The sequence below is a fragment of the Maribacter vaceletii genome, assembly GCF_003634105.1.
Taxonomy (GTDB): Bacteria; Bacteroidota; Bacteroidia; order Flavobacteriales; family Flavobacteriaceae; genus Maribacter_B; species Maribacter_B vaceletii.
Window position 1 is genome coordinate 334,026 of the sequence record NZ_RBIQ01000009.1, and the last position, 16,488, is coordinate 350,513.

At 31.4% G+C, this 16,488-nt stretch carries 19 protein-coding genes; 10 read left to right on the forward strand and 9 right to left on the reverse strand.

The annotated features are described in order from the left end of the window. Positions 1–23 precede the first annotated feature (23 nt). From CLV91_RS12350 to CLV91_RS12370, 5 genes are all read right to left on the reverse strand, one after another. Positions 24–299, reverse strand: a complete 276-nt coding sequence (locus CLV91_RS12350) for an ATP-dependent Clp protease adaptor ClpS (protein WP_121068408.1) — start codon at positions 297–299, stop codon at positions 24–26. A 21-nt stretch (positions 300–320) separates the two neighbouring features. Continuing rightward, a complete protein-coding gene (gene prmA, locus CLV91_RS12355) occupies positions 321–1,157 on the reverse strand; it encodes a 50S ribosomal protein L11 methyltransferase (protein ID WP_121068410.1) in 837 nt (278 codons plus the stop codon). Between the two features lie 77 nt (positions 1,158–1,234). After that, positions 1,235–1,984, reverse strand: a complete 750-nt coding sequence (gene tpiA / locus CLV91_RS12360) for a triose-phosphate isomerase (protein WP_121068412.1) — start codon at positions 1,982–1,984, stop codon at positions 1,235–1,237. Positions 1,985–2,034: 50 nt separating this feature from the next. After that, positions 2,035–3,132 carry a BT_3928 family protein gene (locus CLV91_RS12365; RefSeq protein ID WP_121068414.1) on the reverse strand — a complete coding sequence of 366 codons (1,098 nt, stop codon included), beginning with the start codon at positions 3,130–3,132 and terminating at the stop codon, positions 2,035–2,037. Between the two features lies 1 nt (position 3,133). After that, positions 3,134–3,682 (reverse strand): DUF1599 domain-containing protein, encoded by a 549-nt coding sequence (locus tag CLV91_RS12370; protein ID WP_121068417.1) that lies wholly within the window; start codon positions 3,680–3,682, stop codon positions 3,134–3,136. Positions 3,683–3,784: 102 nt separating this feature from the next. On the opposite strand from CLV91_RS12370, the gene folP reads away from it, so the two are divergent. Continuing rightward, positions 3,785–4,612, forward strand: a complete 828-nt coding sequence (gene folP, locus CLV91_RS12375; protein WP_121068419.1) for a dihydropteroate synthase — start codon at positions 3,785–3,787, stop codon at positions 4,610–4,612. Positions 4,613–4,620: 8 nt separating this feature from the next. Here the strand turns inward: folP and CLV91_RS12380 are convergent, their stop codons facing one another. Beyond that, positions 4,621–5,034 carry a VOC family protein gene (locus CLV91_RS12380; RefSeq protein WP_121068421.1) on the reverse strand — a complete coding sequence of 138 codons (414 nt, stop codon included), beginning with the start codon at positions 5,032–5,034 and terminating at the stop codon, positions 4,621–4,623. A gap of 2 nt (positions 5,035–5,036) precedes the next feature. Next, complete coding sequence (locus CLV91_RS12385) at positions 5,037–5,966, reverse strand: 2-hydroxyacid dehydrogenase (protein WP_121068423.1); 930 nt, start codon at positions 5,964–5,966, stop codon at positions 5,037–5,039. A 119-nt stretch (positions 5,967–6,085) separates the two neighbouring features. On the opposite strand from CLV91_RS12385, the gene CLV91_RS12390 reads away from it, so the two are divergent. After that, positions 6,086–6,496, forward strand: coding sequence for an Lrp/AsnC family transcriptional regulator (locus CLV91_RS12390; protein WP_121068425.1), 411 nt, complete (start codon positions 6,086–6,088; stop codon positions 6,494–6,496). Between the two features lie 83 nt (positions 6,497–6,579). Then, entirely contained in the window at positions 6,580–7,365 is a 786-nt protein-coding gene (locus tag CLV91_RS12395) for a diadenylate cyclase (protein WP_121068427.1), read from the forward strand. A gap of 3 nt (positions 7,366–7,368) precedes the next feature. Here CLV91_RS12395 and CLV91_RS12400 read toward each other — a convergent pair whose 3' ends face one another. Both CLV91_RS12400 and truA read right to left on the reverse strand, forming a co-directional pair. Then, complete coding sequence (locus CLV91_RS12400) at positions 7,369–9,135, reverse strand: ABC transporter ATP-binding protein (RefSeq protein ID WP_121068429.1); 1,767 nt, start codon at positions 9,133–9,135, stop codon at positions 7,369–7,371. A gap of 1 nt (position 9,136) precedes the next feature. After that, positions 9,137–9,877, reverse strand: coding sequence for a tRNA pseudouridine(38-40) synthase TruA (gene truA, locus CLV91_RS12405; protein WP_121068431.1), 741 nt, complete (start codon positions 9,875–9,877; stop codon positions 9,137–9,139). Positions 9,878–9,956: 79 nt separating this feature from the next. Here truA and CLV91_RS12410 point away from each other — a divergent pair, with 79 nt between their 5' ends. The 7 genes from CLV91_RS12410 (at position 9,957) to map (ending at position 16,442) form a co-directional block, all read left to right on the forward strand. Beyond that, complete coding sequence (locus tag CLV91_RS12410; RefSeq protein WP_121068433.1) at positions 9,957–10,451, forward strand: metallophosphoesterase family protein; 495 nt, start codon at positions 9,957–9,959, stop codon at positions 10,449–10,451. Between the two features lie 385 nt (positions 10,452–10,836). Next, a complete protein-coding gene (locus tag CLV91_RS12415) occupies positions 10,837–12,279 on the forward strand; it encodes a hypothetical protein (RefSeq protein ID WP_121068434.1) in 1,443 nt (480 codons plus the stop codon). A 176-nt stretch (positions 12,280–12,455) separates the two neighbouring features. After that, positions 12,456–12,962, forward strand: coding sequence for an ankyrin repeat domain-containing protein (locus CLV91_RS12420; RefSeq protein WP_121068436.1), 507 nt, complete (start codon positions 12,456–12,458; stop codon positions 12,960–12,962). Positions 12,963–13,175: 213 nt separating this feature from the next. After that, entirely contained in the window at positions 13,176–13,640 is a 465-nt protein-coding gene (locus tag CLV91_RS12425; protein ID WP_121068438.1) for a hypothetical protein, read from the forward strand. Positions 13,641–13,983: 343 nt separating this feature from the next. Next, positions 13,984–14,547 carry a helix-turn-helix domain-containing protein gene (locus tag CLV91_RS12430; protein WP_121068440.1) on the forward strand — a complete coding sequence of 188 codons (564 nt, stop codon included), beginning with the start codon at positions 13,984–13,986 and terminating at the stop codon, positions 14,545–14,547. Between the two features lie 197 nt (positions 14,548–14,744). After that, positions 14,745–15,566, forward strand: a complete 822-nt coding sequence (locus CLV91_RS12435) for a sterol desaturase family protein (RefSeq protein ID WP_121068442.1) — start codon at positions 14,745–14,747, stop codon at positions 15,564–15,566. Positions 15,567–15,677: 111 nt separating this feature from the next. Beyond that, on the forward strand, positions 15,678–16,442 hold the full coding sequence (gene map, locus CLV91_RS12440; RefSeq protein ID WP_121068444.1) for a type I methionyl aminopeptidase: 765 nt from the start codon (positions 15,678–15,680) through the stop codon (positions 16,440–16,442). The last annotated feature ends 46 nt before the right edge of the window (positions 16,443–16,488 follow it).

The following is a 16,488-nucleotide window of genomic DNA, read 5'->3' on the forward strand; positions in this document are numbered from 1 at the left end:
AACTGAATAAAAAGAGAAAATACCTATACAATTTCTGCATTTAAACCCGCTTGTAATAACCTAGTACAACGTGGTTTCAAATCTTTAAACTCACCAGTTTTAACAGTACATTTACCATTATAGTGAACAATTAAAGAGCATTGTTCAGCTTGCTCTGATGTATGATCACAAACAGCTACTAGCGTATCTATTACATGATCAAAAGTATTAACTTCATCATTAAATAGCACAATCTCATTCTGGTTTGCAGTTTCTTCTTCTAATAATAACTCTTCCGATATCTCTTCCCTGATGCTCATATTATAAGGGTTTTATATAAACTAAAATACATATTTTGCGGCAACCCAATTATTTTTTTCTAAGTTTTTTTCAAATTTTAACGAATACTCTCCGCACTTACTAGTAATCATATCTAAATCTTCTAGATAAAAACCACTTAGAAAAAGGGAAGCCCCAGCGTTTAAACATTTTGCATAAATAGGAATATCTGCTACTAATATATTCCTGTTTATGTTGGCAATTATCACATCAAACTTTTTCCCTCTTAAAAGACTTGCATCGCCTTCTAAAACCTTAATATTAGGGAAACCGTTTCTTTCTACATTCTCTTTGGCATTTAAATAGCACCAATTATCAATATCTATCGCTTCTACAGGTGCAGCTCCTTTCATAGCTGCTAAAATGGCTAATACGCCTGTTCCACTACCCATATCTAAAACAGATTTTCCTGTAAAATCATTTTCTAAAATATGCTTTAACATCATAAATGTAGTTTCATGATGCCCTGTACCAAAACTCATCTTGGGTTCTATTACAATATCATAATCTACTTTAGGAGCGTCATGAAAAGGAGCTCTAACCACACAGGCATCACCAACCTGTATAGGCTTAAAATTCTCTTCCCATGTAGCATTCCAATTTTCTTGCTCTATCTCTTTTACTTTATATTCTATCTTAAAATTCTCGTTCTCTAATATTGCAATACCATCTACTATAGATTCTTGCCAATCTGTTTTTTGAATATATGCTAAAACGCCATTTTCGTTTTCCACAAAACTTTCAAAGCCTATTTCACCAAGTTCCGCAATTAAAATATCGGATGTTGGTTGTACAGGAAAAACGGTAAAAGCGTATTCTATATATATGATATTTGCCATACTTATTTACTTAAGTGTATTAAAAAAAGCTGCTTAGAAGATAGCTCCTAAACAGCTTTTACATATTTATTCTAAAACTAAATAGCTTTAATTATATCTACAAAATTATCGGCAACTAAAGCAGCACCTCCAATTAAACCGCCATCTACATCTGGCTTAGAAAATATCTCTTCTGCGTTAGCTGGTTTTACACTTCCACCATATAAAATAGAAACGTTATTTGCTATTTCAGCATTATAGGCTTCTGTTATTGTTTTACGTATAAAAGCATGCATTTCTTGTGCTTGATCCGCAGAAGCTGTTTCTCCTGTACCAATAGCCCATACTGGCTCATAAGCTAATATAATAGAACTCCACACATTTGCATCTAAAGAGAAAAGAGCATTTTTAATTTGACTTTCTACAACTTTAAAATGGTTTCCAGATTTTCTATCTGCTAACTCTTCACCAAAACAAAACATTACACGTAAATTCTTAGCTAAGGCTGCTTTTACTTTTTTCTCTAAAATTTCATCTGTCTCCCCAAAATAAGCTCTTCTTTCTGAGTGTCCTAAAATAACTGTATCTACACCAATATTCACCAACATATCTCCAGAAATTTCTCCTGTGTAGGCACCACTTTCTGCAAAATGCATGTTTTGTGCAATAGCATTTATTGTTGAAGACTCTAAACTTTGTACTGCTGCTGCTAAATTTACAAAAGTAGGTGCCACCATAACTTCTGCATTAGTATCTGGTAATTTAGCTGCAAGCTCTGTCAACAAAGCCTCTGTTTCTGCTAAATTTTTATTCATTTTCCAATTTCCGGCTACTATTTTACTTCTCATCTCTTTATTTTGAAAGTTGTTTAGTTATTCTATATCTATTAAAATTCTTATTAATTAAATTGTAATTCTTCCAAATCGTTATAATGCACTTTTTGTTTTATGGTTCCTTTTTCTAAAACTAAAACTCCTGGATTAGAACGCACAATTGTTTTTAAAGCAGTTTCATCTGTAAAATAAAATGGAAATTCTAAATTGTATGCTTTACTAATTTCATCTGTCTGCTCTGGCCCAGAGGCAGACATTCCAATTACTTTATACCCTTTTTTCTCTGCAGCAACAGACATTTCTTGAATTTCTGCATAAAAATCTGTATTTGTTTTTCTTAAATCATAAGCAACTACCATTACCAATTTAGGTTCTTGTAATAATGAATCTGCAAAATCCTCCCCATTTTGTTCTATTGTAAAATCGTGTATAGGCGGCTCATACCCTTTTTGAATTTCTGTAGTTTCTACATCTATAAAATCTCCAGCAACAGTTGGGTAATCTCCTTTGGTATGATGTATTTCCTCTTTCCCATTTACATTAAATTTCCAAGCATAATCAAAAACAGCTTCTGGAGCATCTTTAGGAACCGTCATACCATCTTTAATATTTGCTTCAATTTTATAAGGCCTAAAATCTATCACAGGTAAATGATTTAAAACATAGTATCCATAACCAACACATAGTATTAAAGCTATTGCAACTGCAATTCTATTAGGGTAAGGTCTAAATAATGGTGTTATCAACTTTTTCTTTATAAAAAGGAATACTATTAAAATTAATAAGACAATATCTTTAGAAAAAGACTCCCAAGGGGTTAGTTTTATAGCATCTCCAAAACAACCACAATCCGTAACTTTATTAAAATAAGCAGAATAGAAAGTTAAAAAAGTAAAGAAAACAATCATTAAAAGAAGGTTCCACATGGTAAACTTTACTCGAAAACCAACTAAGAGCATTACACCCAAAAGAACTTCAAAAATAACTACACCTATAGAAATCCAAAGAGCATAAGGCTCTAAAAAAGTTAAGTTTAAAACTGCTTCGCTAAAGTATTCTTGCAATTTAAAAGAAAACCCCACGGGGTCATTTAACTTTATAAATCCGCTAATTATAAAAAGAACCCCAACAAATAGCCTACAAAAACCAACTAAATACTTCATATTATTTAGTCTTATTTTCGTTAATATGAATCATAGCAAATACTGCATAATTAACCATGTCTTGGTAATTAGCATCTATACCCTCACTAACTATAGTTTTTCCTTTATTATCTTCTATTTGCTTTACACGTAAAAGTTTTTGCAAAATTAAATCGGTTAAAGAGCTCACACGCATATCTCTCCAAGCTTCTCCATAATCATGATTTTTATTTTCCATCAACGTTTTCGTCTCTGAAGTATGTTTATCATAAAGAGCAACCGCTTTTTCTAACTGCAAATCGGGTTGTTCTACAACACCAAGTTCTAACTGAATTAATGCCATAATACTATAATTAATAATGCCAATAAATTCTGAAGTTTCCCCTTCATCTACTTTACGCACCGAGTTTTGTTGTAAACTTCGTATTCTTTGTGCCTTTATAAAAATTTGGTCTGTTAAAGATGGAAGCCTAAGAATACGCCATGCGCTGCCGTAATCTTTCATCTTTTTCTGAAATAAATCTCTACAAATTTTTATAACCTCATTATATTGCTCCGAAGTATGTTGCATGTAAATCTAATTTCCGTAAATTTCGCTTAAAATATTGTAAACGTCAAAGTTCTCGATTTAATCTTTCTTTGTCAAGTAATTACAACGCTATTATTTAGTAAAATGACTATTAATTGTAACGAAAACCTTATAGATTTATCTACTCCCAAAATAATGGGTATTTTAAATGTTACTCCCGACTCTTTTTTTGATGGTGGTAAGTTTAAAAATATAGATGACGCCCTTTTACAAACAGATAAAATGCTCCAAGATGGCGCCACTTTTATAGATGTTGGTGCTTATAGTTCTAAACCTGGTGCAAATGCTGTTTCTGAGGAAGAAGAGTTAGCTCGTATATTGCCTATTGTGACTCAAATACAAAGCTCTTTTCCTAATTGTATTTTATCTATAGACACTTTTAGAAGTTCCGTTGCTAAAGCATGTGTAGATGCTGGCGCTGCTATAATAAATGATATTTCTGGCGGAAACTTAGATCCAAAAATGTTTACAACCGTTGCAGCATTAAAAGTGCCTTATATTTTAATGCATATGCGTGGTACTCCACAAAATATGCAGCAAAACACAACGTATAAGAATCTAATAAAAGATATTATATTTTATTTTTCGGAACAAGTCTATAAAGCCAAAGAAGCTGGTATTAATGATATTATTATTGATCCTGGTTTTGGTTTTGCAAAAACCTTAGAGCAGAATTATGAACTTTTAAATAAGTTAGATTTACTACAAAACCTAGATGCTCCAATTTTAGCGGGACTAAGTAGAAAGTCTATGATTTATAAAACACTAAAGACTGATGCTAATAATGCCCTAAATGGAACTACTGCACTAAACATGGTATGTTTAAACCATGGAGCAGCTATTTTACGAGTTCATGATGTTAAGGAAGCTATGGAATGTGTCCAATTATTTAATGCTTTAAAGAAAAACTAATAAACATCTTATTCAAAAATAGCAGCATTACTTTTAAAGCTTTTAAACTCTAGTGCATTATTACTATAATCTAGCACAAACATCGTCTGTTGTTCTCCTTTTTTGCCTTTATACCTAGTTTGTGGTTTTACTAAAAAAGTAATGCCATTATTTTCTAACTTTTCTTGTATTTTTTTAAACTCGTCTTCTTCTAAAACACAACCAAAATGAGGAATAGGAACTTTAAGATTTTCTACTTTACCACAATAATCTAAGTCTGCAATAGCATTAGAAACATGAGCCGAAAGTTGGTGTCCAAAAAAATTAAAATCGACCCAGCTATCTGTTTGTCTTCCTAAAGAACAGCCCAAAATATCTTGATAAAACAAAATAGTACTCTCTATATCTTTTACTTTAAATGCAAAATGAAAAACTGTATGCATACTTAATATCCTTTTTTTAATGAAACTACATTTACTAAGGCCTTTTTGTTTAGAAAATTCTGATAGTTCTCTATAACTTGTTCTGCAGCACTTTCAATAGAAGTAAGACTAGCTATGTGTGGCGTTATTTTAATTTTTTTATGCTCCCAAAATGGATGTTTTTCTGGTAATGGCTCTTCTCTAAAAACATCTAATAAAGCTCCAGATAGTTTAGAAGAGTTTACTAGTTGTAATAAATCTTCCTCTACCAGATGTTCTCCCCTGCCTACATTAATTAAAAATGCATTAGTTGCTATGCTTTCTAATGTATTTGCATTTAAAATATCTCTTGTCTCTTTCGTTAACGGCAAAAGGTTAATTAAAAAATTAGTATCCTGTAAGCAATTCTTAAATTCATCTTTTCCATGAAAACTGGTAACCCCAGAAAGTTGTTTTTTAGAATTACCCCACCCTTTTACTTTAAAACCAAGGCTAGAAAAATTCTGAGCAACGTACCCTCCTATACTCCCCAAACCAAGTATTGTTACAGTAACATTTTTAAAAGAAGCATACCCATGTTGCTCCCATTTTTTTTCTTTTTGTTGGGACAAATAAAGACTTGTATTCTTAAGTTCTCCTAAAACTACTGCTGCTAAAAACTCCCACATATCTTGTGTTAGCTTAGTATCCACAATTCTGGTAACTACCGTATTTGGTGGTAACGTTTGCGAATTAGTTATATGGTCTATAGATGCTCCTACAGACTGTACCACCTTTACGTTAGGGAATGTATTAAATACGTCTTTTTTAGGTTTCCAACATAGTATAAAATCTACCAAAGAGGCATCTTTTACCTCTGGATAAACTTCTATTGTTTCTTCTGGCAATTTTTCTATTAATTGTTTGTGCCAAGGATCAGGGTTCTTATTTTCAAAAATTAAGAGTATACTCATGCTATTTGTATTTACACCAAAAGTATATTGAAATTTGAATTTACAAAAATAGATTCATTGGCTAGAACATAATATTTAACCGAAAAAAGTTTATTTTTATAAAAAATAAGATAGATTCCATGGTTGATGCTATTGATATAGAATTAATACGTTTTTTAAAAGATAATTCTAGATTGTCTTTTGCAGATTTAGGAAGAAAGATAAACCTATCTCCTTCCGCAGTACGAGATCGTGTTCAGAAAATGGAAGATTTAGGCATTATTCAGAAATACGGTATTACAATAGACAATAAAAAACTAGGATACGACTTAGAAGCCTTTATTTTACTTAAAATTTTTCCGGGCCAACTAAAACATATTTTAGAAATAATTAAGGATTTTCCTGAAGTAAAAGAAGCACATAGAATTACTGGTAGCCAGAACATACATTTAAAAGTAGTATTAAAGAACCAAATTGCGTTACAAAAACTTTTAGACCAACTAATGGTCTTTGGGGATACTAACACATTTCTTATTTTATCAGAAATTTAGTTTTTAATATAGCATTTTAGAAAAAATAGCGTTACACTACTAATAGATTTTATTTTACCTAATTTTACAAAAACGATTAACCATTGGATTTTCTAAATTTTTTAGACTTAAGAATAACAGACATTATAGATATTATCTTAGTGGCTATTCTGCTCTATTATATTTATAAATTAATTCGCGGTTCTGTAGCCATAAATATTTTTATTGGTATTGTAATAGTTTGGGGCTTCTGGAAACTTACCGAGCTTCTTGGCATGGAAATGATAAGTAGCATGGTTGGTGCTTTTATGCAAGTTGGTTTAATTGCGCTTATTATAGTTTTTCAGCAAGAAATACGAAAATTTCTTTTAATGATTGGTTCAACCAATTTTTCTAACAAACGAAATTTTATAAAACATTTTAAATTCCTAAAACAAGAGAGTCTTTCTACAAGCGTAAATGTAGACGAACTTATAAGTGCTTGCGACAAAATGGCGACCACTAAAACAGGAGCAATCATAGTTTTAGAGCGCAACAACTCTTTAGATTTTATTAAATCGTCTGGAGATACCATGCATATAGAAATTAATCAGCCAATTGTAGAAAGTATATTTTATAAAAATAGCACATTACACGATGGTGCTGCTGTTGTTTCTGGCAATTATATTGTTGCTACTCGTGTAATTTTACCTGTTTCTAATGAACGTAGTATTCCTTTGCGTTTTGGATTACGACACAGAGCTGCTGTTGGTATTACCGAAAAGACAGATGCTCTTGCTATTGTTGTTAGCGAAGAAACCGGACTTATTTCTTATATTAAAAACGGAGAGTTTATTCTTTACAAAGACACCCAAGAACTTATAGAAATGATTAAGGAAGACTTAGTGTAATAGCTACGCTACTTCTTCCGATAAAAATTGCGCTTCGTACAAATTACTATAATAGCCGTTTGCATTTAGCAACTCTTTATGTGTACCAGTTTCTACAATTTTACCAGCTTCCATAACAATAATTTTATCGGCTTGTTTTATAGTTGCTAAACGGTGTGCTATAATAATAGAGGTTCTGCCTTGGGTAATTTTCTCTGTAGCACTTTGTATTAATTGCTCGGAATAAGTATCTACAGAAGAGGTTGCTTCATCTAAAATTAAAATGCTAGGGTTACTCACATAAGCCCTTAAAAAAGCAATTAATTGCCTTTGTCCGCTAGATAGCATTGCGCCACGTTCCTTAACATCATAACTATACCCACCAGGTAAACTAGTAACAAAATCATGCACTCCTATTTCTTTGGCAGCTGCTTCTATTTTGTCTATGGTAACCAATTTTTCTTTTAAAGAAATATTATTCTCTATAGTATCTGCAAAAAGGAAAACGTCTTGTAATACTACTGCTATTTTTTCTCTTAAAGAAGGTAAGTTAAAGTCCTTTATATTTATGTCATCAATCAAAATTGCTCCAGAATTAATTTCATAAAATCTATTTAGTAAATTAATTATGGTAGATTTTCCTGCACCTGTAGCACCTACAATAGCAACCGTTTCTCCTGCTTTTACATCAAAAGAAATACCGTGTAACACCTCTTCGTCTTCTACATAACTAAAATGCACATTTTTAAAAGAAATATTGCCCTTTACATCTTCCTTTTCAATAGTACCGGTATTAGTAATAGCACTATCTGTATCTAATATTTTAAATACTCTATTTGCAGCAACCATTCCCATTTGTAGGGTGTTAAATTTATCGGCAATTTGGCGTAATGGTCTAAATAATAAATCAATCAGAAAGAAAAAAGCAAAAACATCTCCAACCTCATTTGCTCCTATGTTTACTACATTTTGTAAAATTCCAAACCAAACCACAAGACCAATTGCTATAGAAGAAACAATTTCTGCAATAGGAAAAAAGATAGAGTTATACCAAACCGTTTTTAACCATGCATTTTTATGCTTTTCATTAATGTCTCTAAACTTAGCGCTCTCTATTTTTTCGCGAGTAAAAAGCTGTACAATTTTCATTCCTGTAATTCGCTCTTGCACAAAAGAATTCAAATTAGAAACCTGTGTTCTTACTTCATTAAAAGCCACTTTCATTGCTTTCTGAAAAACACGTGTTGCATATAGTATTATAGGCATTAAAGCAAAAACAATAAGTGCCAATTTCCAGTTTAGATATAGCATAACTACTGCAGCTGCTAGCATCTTTAATAAATCGGCCACAATAACAAAAAACCCTTGGCTAAAAATTTCTCCAATACGCTGCATATCTGCCACAGCACGGGTTACTAAAACCCCTAAAGAAGAAGTATCAAAATACTTCATTTTAAAGCCTAGCATTTTTTTAAAAAGGTTTACTCTAATATCTTTTATTACAGATTCTCCCAGCCAGTTAGCATAGTAATTAAACAATAATTGGCAAGTAACTTGCGCTATAAGCACCCCTACCAATGCAAGTATGTAAATTCCTAATACATCTGCATCTTTTGCTTTTATTCCGTCATTAATAACACGCCCTACTAACATAGGAGTCATTACCGCAAAAATAGATACTAATATTGCGGCAAGTGCAACACCATAAAACGTAGCCCTATATGGCTTGGTATGTTGCATTAATCGATTAAAAAGGCTTTTGTCAAATGCTTTTCCGGAATCTTTATCCATACTACTCTACAATTGCTTTTGGGTATAAAACTTGGGTCAAATATAACCCTTTTGCGGGTACAGAAACACCAGCATTAGCCCTATCCTTACTTTTTATAATAGTATTAACATCTTTGACCGTTAGTTTCCCTTTTCCTACCTCTAAAAGTGTCCCTACAATAGCTCTAACCATGTTTCTTAAAAACCTATTTGCTGTAATGGTAAATACTAAATTCTCGTTATTCTGTGTCCATTCTGCCTTTGTTATAGCGCACAAATAGGTATACACATCGGTATTACTTTTAGAAAAACACTCAAAATCTTCCTCGGTAAGTAAAATTTTAGCCGCAGTATTCATTGCTGCAATATCTAGAGGTTGTTTTACATAATGCGCCGCATCAGTAGCAAAAGGGTCTTTCTGTTGTCTAATCCAATATTCATAGGTACGCGCAGTAGCATTAAACCTAGCATGTGCATCTTCTTTTACGGCTACTATTTTTTGCACCGCAATATCGTCTGGTAAATAAGAATTTAATTTGTACTCTAAATTTTTAATCTCTAAAGATTCTATATCAAAATGCGCATACATTTGCTTTGCATGTACCCCAGCATCTGTTCTACCAGCGCCTGTTAAAACTATGGTTTGGTTTAGTATCGTAGACATTGCTTTTTCTAACACCTCTTGTACCGTAATAGCATTGGGTTGGCGTTGCCATCCATGATATTGTTTCCCGAAGTATGAAAATTGAATAAAAAATCTCAAAAGAATAGGCTAATTTTGTGAAGCTACAAAGATACTTTTTATAACCCATTTTTGCAGTATTTAAAAATTAGCATATAGTTTGACAAAAATCCTTCTTCTTTCCGATACACATTCTCATATAGATGACACCATTTTAAAATACGCAAAACAGGCCGATGAAATTTGGCATGCCGGAGATATTGGCTCTTTAGAAGTTACCGATGCTTTACAGAAAATAAAGCCTTTACGGGCTGTTCATGGTAATATAGATGACCACGTACTACAAAAAGAATTTCCAGAAAACAACCGTTTTATGTGCGAAGGGGTAGATGTTTACATGACCCATATTGGTGGCTACCCTCCTAAATATAATATAAGAACACGCGATATTATTAAGCAAAACCCACCCAAACTATTTATTTCTGGACACTCTCATATTTTAAAAGTTATGATGGATAAAAATCTTGGAGTACTACACATGAACCCTGGCGCTTGTGGCAAACACGGTTTTCACCAAATGCGAACCATGCTTAGGTTTGTAATTACCGGGGACCAAATAAAAGATTTAGAAGTAATTGAAATAGGAAAGCGTTAAATTGTAGAATACAACAAAATTATACCAAGCCTACTACTGCAATTAAAACCAAATAAATTGTAGCGTATATTAAAGCTTTTAGTTTGTATTTTTCTATGTTGTATATAGTAGCCATTCCTCACATTTTTACCTCTACAAGGTACTTTTTAAACCCCCAATAGCAGGAAACATATTATCTAAATAATAACACATATGTTTAAAGCATAGTAGCAACTACCTTTTTTTACACAAAACCGTTATTTACATAACTGTTAATAATTTCTTACAAGCAAATGTAGTTTGTACTATAACTTCTTTTATTTTTGAGGCACTTCCCCCTATTTATTATATACTAACGATTAAAAATTCCTGTTATCCGGGAGTTAGCCATAATTTACCTTCCAAAGTGAAATTAGAAGAAATAATCAGAAATCTTGACTACAGCAAATTTACTTTGGACTTACCAGACGGAATAACAAGTGGGTTTTATTTAAATTTTATCAGAGTTGAAAACTTTGACAAATTGTTTCTTAAAGCACATAAAGAGTTTAATGAAACAAAAAGCTTAGAAAAACAGAAAAAGATATTAAATGAAGAGGTAAAAGTCTATAAAGCTTTGACTAGTTATTTAAAAAAAACAATCTCGGGAATTGATAAAAAAACCACTAATTTAATTACTTCATTTAATCCCGAATCAAAAGAACATATTGAATCAACACTAACTGATTTTTTTAAGTATGATGAAAGCTTGAGCTTTGAAGAAAAAATAAAAATTCAAACTTTAAAAAAATTGAATCAGCAACTTACTGAATCTGAACAAGCAATTTTCGAATTAGAAAACTATGAATTTTCAACTTACAAATATGAAGATTTTCTAGGTGGTGATTTTTATTTGAGATTTGCAAAAGAAAGAATAATTTATAAAGAAATTAGTATTGGAAATATAAGACACGGAAGCAGTATATTATATAAAGATGAAACACAGAAAAAAGATAAAAACGATTTGTTAAATATTCTAGCTTTTCTTCAAGCTTCACCTAACTTTATTATTACTAACAATAAGTATTACAACGAAAAACTGACAAACATTTACAAGGAGTTTGATATACTTGACCTTCTAACCTTGAATAGCAGCAAGTTCTTTAACAATCCAAAAGGAGAGTTTCGAACTTTGGCTACACCTATATTGAAACTTTATAAAAAAACAAATTTCACTATTCTTCCAGAAATCAATATGCCACAATTATTTGATTTATATCACTCTTCTTTAAAACAAATAGAACCATTACCTAGGTGTGTTTTTTTGTTTAGAATTGTAGAGTATGGAAAAAACTACCATTATCAGCAGTTATTTAGACCAAACAATATTGAATTGAAAGATGTTATCGAATATTACTATGAAAAGGTTGTAGAACATAAATTTATTCCTCTTTACTTTTTAGATTATGGTTCAAACTGGGATTCTAAAACTGATTCAATGATTAAAAAGAGAAAAACTCAATACAGAAACCTAATGGTTGAATTGAAAAAGAAATCAAAGGAATTAATAAAATACTGGAATAATCATAACTATTTAAAATCAAAATCTTTAGGAGAGATTATTTATAACACTGGAAGAAATACAGTTGCTCACGGAGGAAATGGTAATCAAAATATAAATTATGACTATGACAACAAGTATAAACATATAAATGATGTAAATGTCTTTCTTGAATTAATTGCAAGATATCTAATAGAAATTCAAAATCCGAAATTAAAAGATATTGTTCATCGACAAAAGAGTATTTACGAAAAAAACTGTTCTCATTTGAAAATGATGAAAGACAAACAACCGATTATTAAAATATAAAAAACTATGGCTAACAACGTGTATAATTAATGGCTAGTCCTCGCCTACTTACGAAAATCCTCGCGGATTTTCTATTCGGTTTGTATTTGCTAAATTAGGTGCTTGAACACGCCACTAATCATACACAAAACCGTTGTAGCTAATTAAAAAATAGTGTCAACTCAAAATGAATATTTATGAACAGAAAGTCATTTATTAAAAAAGGAATTATAAGTAGTGTAGGATTAGGTTTGATTCCGACTTTGAGTTTTGGGGCAAATCAAACTGACCCAGAACCTTATAAAGTTGAACTTGTCAAAGAATTTGTTCTTGCAGGACATTTTAATTTAGACAAAGTAAAGAGTATGCTAATTGACTATCCCAATCTAATCTATAGTCGATACGACTGGGGAAATGGCGACTTTGAAGAGGCTATTGAAGGCGCTGGTCATAAAGGGAATAAAGAAGTGGCAAACTATTTAATTGAAAAAGGTGCTAGAGTAAACCTTTTTGTTCTTACGATGCTAGGAAAAACGAATTTGGTCAAGCCTACATTAGAAGCGTATCCTAATCTAATATTCTCAAAAGGTCCACACGGTTTGTCCTTACTTCATCATGCAGAAATTGGAGGAGAAGAATCAAAAGAACTATTTAATTATTTACTTGAAAAAGGATTGACAGAAAAGAGTTTTAGTCTAAAATAACTGGCTACAACACTATATACAGCAAATTGGGCGATTAGTGTTTAGTCGAAAGGTTCTTGTCTATTTTTGTAAGGTCGCCAAATCTTTTGGATTTGGCTTTTAAAATTGAAAAGATAAAAACAAACAAAAAGATTCGGCTAATTACTTAAACGGAAACAAAAGTGCTCTTTTATCCCCGTACTAATCATAGCCGAGACGTTAATTAAAGGGAAAATGTCTGAAAATATTATTACTGCGATTATTGCTGGTTCTGTTTCAATAATTATATCCGGAATAGCGGGAATTTATACCATAATCAAAAACAAAAAAAGATTTGATGATCTAAAAAAGGAATTGATAACAAAATCTAAAACGGAGGACTTTATAACCGCAAGAATAAAGTTTCTTGACGATTATCGTGAGTTTCATCCTATACTTGTAGAAAATCTTAATGGTAATTCTGAAGACAAAACGAAGGCGCTTCAATCATTAATAGATTTTTTTGCAGAAAAGGCAAAAGACTATTATATGCGTAACAGGGCTTTTCTAAAATCTAAGGAACTGGAAAATTTATTAACCAAAATAAATGCTTTGTTTGATTCGAAAACCTTAAATAATAAAGAAAGTAATGAAAGAAGTAACTTAGGAACTAATCTATTGAGTTTTGTTAAGAAATTAAATGAACAGAGTCTAAAATAATAACTAAGCATAACAATACCTAAACGTATTGCGGACTTTTGGGTAAAATAGAAAGGTCTGTGTATATTTATAATGTCGCTAAATCTTATGCCACGAAGCTTCTGGGTAGCTTTGGATAATAAAAAACAAAACCAAATAATAAGCTTTAGCTTCGTGCGAAGACGGAAACGAAAAGTTTCCTTTCTACCGCACTACGCTTAGCCGAGACCGTTGTAAAACATTTGGTACGTTAAATGCGAAATCAATACATTGACAAGATTGCCGTAAAAATGTCGCAAACAAACCGTTATCAAATAGACAGATTCATAATTAGTTTTGTAGAAACAATAAACCAAAATTAACTATGAACGAAATTGGGAAAAAAATCAGAGAAATAAGAAAGCAAAAAGGACTTTCTCAAGAGGGGTTGGCTGAATCTGCAAAAGTTAATTTAAGAACAATACAACGAATTGAAAATAATGAAAGTGAACCTCGCGGAAAAACCTTGAATTTAATTTGTGAGGTTCTGGACTTAAACGCAGAAGATATTCTAGATTATGGAAAACAGCCAAATAAAAGTTATCTGACAATTTTTCAACTTTCTGTAATAGTATTTTTAGCTATTCCTGTTGGAAATATAATTGTTCCGCTGATTTTATGGATGAATAAAAAAGATAAAATTGTTGGACTGAAAGAAATCGGAACAAATCTTTTGAATTATCAAATTTTATGGTCAATTCTAACATTTTTAAGCATAACTGGATTCGCATTTTCGAAAATTATGCATTATGGTCATTATCCTGTACTTTTTTACATTTTTATTGGACTTTATGTTTTGAACATAATATTACCAATAATTTTTGCAATTAAAACGAGTAAAGGACATGCAGAAAATTTGTATCCGAATATAATTAAACTGATAAAATAACTGGTGGCAACACTGTGTATAATTCATTGCTAGTACTCGCCTACTTACGCTCCCGAAGCTTCGGGACTCGCGAATTTTCTATTCGGTTTGTATTTGCTAAATTAGGTGCTTAAAACATGCAACAAACCATATAGAAAAACGTTGAAAACAAGCTAAAAAAAACCGAACGTAAACCAGAAATTAAAACAGTATTACCTATGGATTTTCTAAATAAACTATTGGGTATTGACCCAAACTATATTGTAATTGGTTTAATTGCCTTTTTCTTTTCTTTAGAACAAATAATGAAATCGCCTTTTAGTTTCAAGAAAAGACTAAATCATCTATTTCAAAATGTATTGTTCCAAATACTACTAGTTATTCTAAATATATTTTTTGTTACGTTTCAAGTTTTTTCAATTGAATGGTTAAATGAAAACAGCATTGGACTTTTATATTTAATTGAATTACCTGTTTGGGCTAAACTTTGTATTTCCGTTGCCTTGTATGACATAACAGCGTACTGGATTCATAGAGGAACTCATAAAATTCCTTTACTATGGAGATTTCATAGAGTACATCACAGTGATACAACAATGGATTCTTCAACTGTTTTTCGTTTTCATCCCATTGAGTTAATTCTTGTATTTGGAATTGGAAATATAATTACTGCTGCACTATTTGGTACAGATGTCTTTTCTATGGCATTGTATTATTTTATCCTTTATATATTCTTCTTTTTTGAACACGCAAATCTAAATTATCCAAAATGGTTAAATTCGTCTTTAGGGTTATTATTTGTAATGCCTGACCATCATAGAGTACACCACCAACAAGAACAGATGTATACAGATTCTAACTATGCCGATATATTTATTATTTGGGACAGATTATTTGGAACCTTTAAAATGATGCCAGTAGAGGATATGAAATATGGATTGGCAGAATTTGATACGGATGAAAAACAATCATTCCTCTATTTAATTAAAAGCCCTTTTTTAAATATTAAAAGAATTACGCCTAATAAGAAAACCGAATAAAAAACCAATACCCAACAATCTCTATAGCAAATAAGGTATAAAGTGCTAAATCGGAAATTCTAATATATTTATTCCCGCACAAGCCGTAGCCAATTAAAACAAACAATTAAGATGTCCATAACAAAAGAATTTGAATTAGAAGGAATGAAAAAAGTTAGTGAAGTTGTTGGAACTACACTAAAATTGATGCGAGAATATGCTAAAGTTGGAATGTCTACTAAAGAATTAGATGCATATGGTGGCGAAATTTTAAAAAGCTACGGAGCAAAATCAGCACCTTATGAAACTTATGATTTTCCTGGATTTACTTGCATAAGTTTAAATGAAGAAGCAGCACACGGAATACCCTCTGATAAAAAAATATTAAAAGAAGGAGATTTGATTAATATTGATGTATCAGCAGAATTAAATGGTTTTTGGTCTGACAATGGAGGGTCTTTTGTTCTTGGTAAAGACATTTACAACCACCAACCTCTTGTAGATGCTTCTAAAAATATTTTAAGCAAAGCTATAAGTAATATCAAAGGTGGAGTAAAAATTTCTGAAATTGGTTATATAATAGAGACTGAAGCCAAAAAATCTGGTTTTAAGGTAATTAAAAACTTGGCTGGTCACGGAGTTGGAAGAAGTTTACACGAAGAACCAGAGAATATTTTAAATTATAGAGTAAGAACAAATCATGAAAGATTTAGAAAGAATACTACAGTTGCAATAGAAACTTTTATAGCAACAAAATCTACTATTGCTATCGAGTTAAATGATGGATGGACTTTAGTAGGCAACAAAGGAGGGTATGTAACACAACACGAACAAACAATATTAATTACCGATAAAGACCCAATGATTTTAACGGAATCTAATGGGATTTGGAATTAAAAACTGTTTACAATACAGTATATAAACATAGCCAATAAGTGTTATA

Coding starts and splice junctions, on each gene's coding strand:
- CLV91_RS12430 (WP_121068440.1), top strand. CDS start 13,984: ATGAACGAAATTGGGAAAAAAATCAGAGAAATAAGAAAGCAAAAAGGA.
- prmA (WP_121068410.1), bottom strand. CDS start 1,157: ATGGCAAATATCATATATATAGAATACGCTTTTACCGTTTTTCCTGTA.
- CLV91_RS12385 (WP_121068423.1), bottom strand. CDS start 5,966: ATGAGTATACTCTTAATTTTTGAAAATAAGAACCCTGATCCTTGGCAC.
- CLV91_RS12390 (WP_121068425.1), top strand. CDS start 6,086: ATGGTTGATGCTATTGATATAGAATTAATACGTTTTTTAAAAGATAAT.
- CLV91_RS12380 (WP_121068421.1), bottom strand. CDS start 5,034: ATGCATACAGTTTTTCATTTTGCATTTAAAGTAAAAGATATAGAGAGT.
- CLV91_RS12435 (WP_121068442.1), top strand. CDS start 14,745: ATGGATTTTCTAAATAAACTATTGGGTATTGACCCAAACTATATTGTA.
- CLV91_RS12350 (WP_121068408.1), bottom strand. CDS start 299: ATGAGCATCAGGGAAGAGATATCGGAAGAGTTATTATTAGAAGAAGAA.
- CLV91_RS12370 (WP_121068417.1), bottom strand. CDS start 3,682: ATGCAACATACTTCGGAGCAATATAATGAGGTTATAAAAATTTGTAGA.
- CLV91_RS12365 (WP_121068414.1), bottom strand. CDS start 3,132: ATGAAGTATTTAGTTGGTTTTTGTAGGCTATTTGTTGGGGTTCTTTTT.
- CLV91_RS12425 (WP_121068438.1), top strand. CDS start 13,176: ATGTCTGAAAATATTATTACTGCGATTATTGCTGGTTCTGTTTCAATA.
- folP (WP_121068419.1), top strand. CDS start 3,785: ATGACTATTAATTGTAACGAAAACCTTATAGATTTATCTACTCCCAAA.
- CLV91_RS12420 (WP_121068436.1), top strand. CDS start 12,456: ATGAACAGAAAGTCATTTATTAAAAAAGGAATTATAAGTAGTGTAGGA.
- tpiA (WP_121068412.1), bottom strand. CDS start 1,984: ATGAGAAGTAAAATAGTAGCCGGAAATTGGAAAATGAATAAAAATTTA.
- CLV91_RS12400 (WP_121068429.1), bottom strand. CDS start 9,135: ATGGATAAAGATTCCGGAAAAGCATTTGACAAAAGCCTTTTTAATCGA.
- map (WP_121068444.1), top strand. CDS start 15,678: ATGTCCATAACAAAAGAATTTGAATTAGAAGGAATGAAAAAAGTTAGT.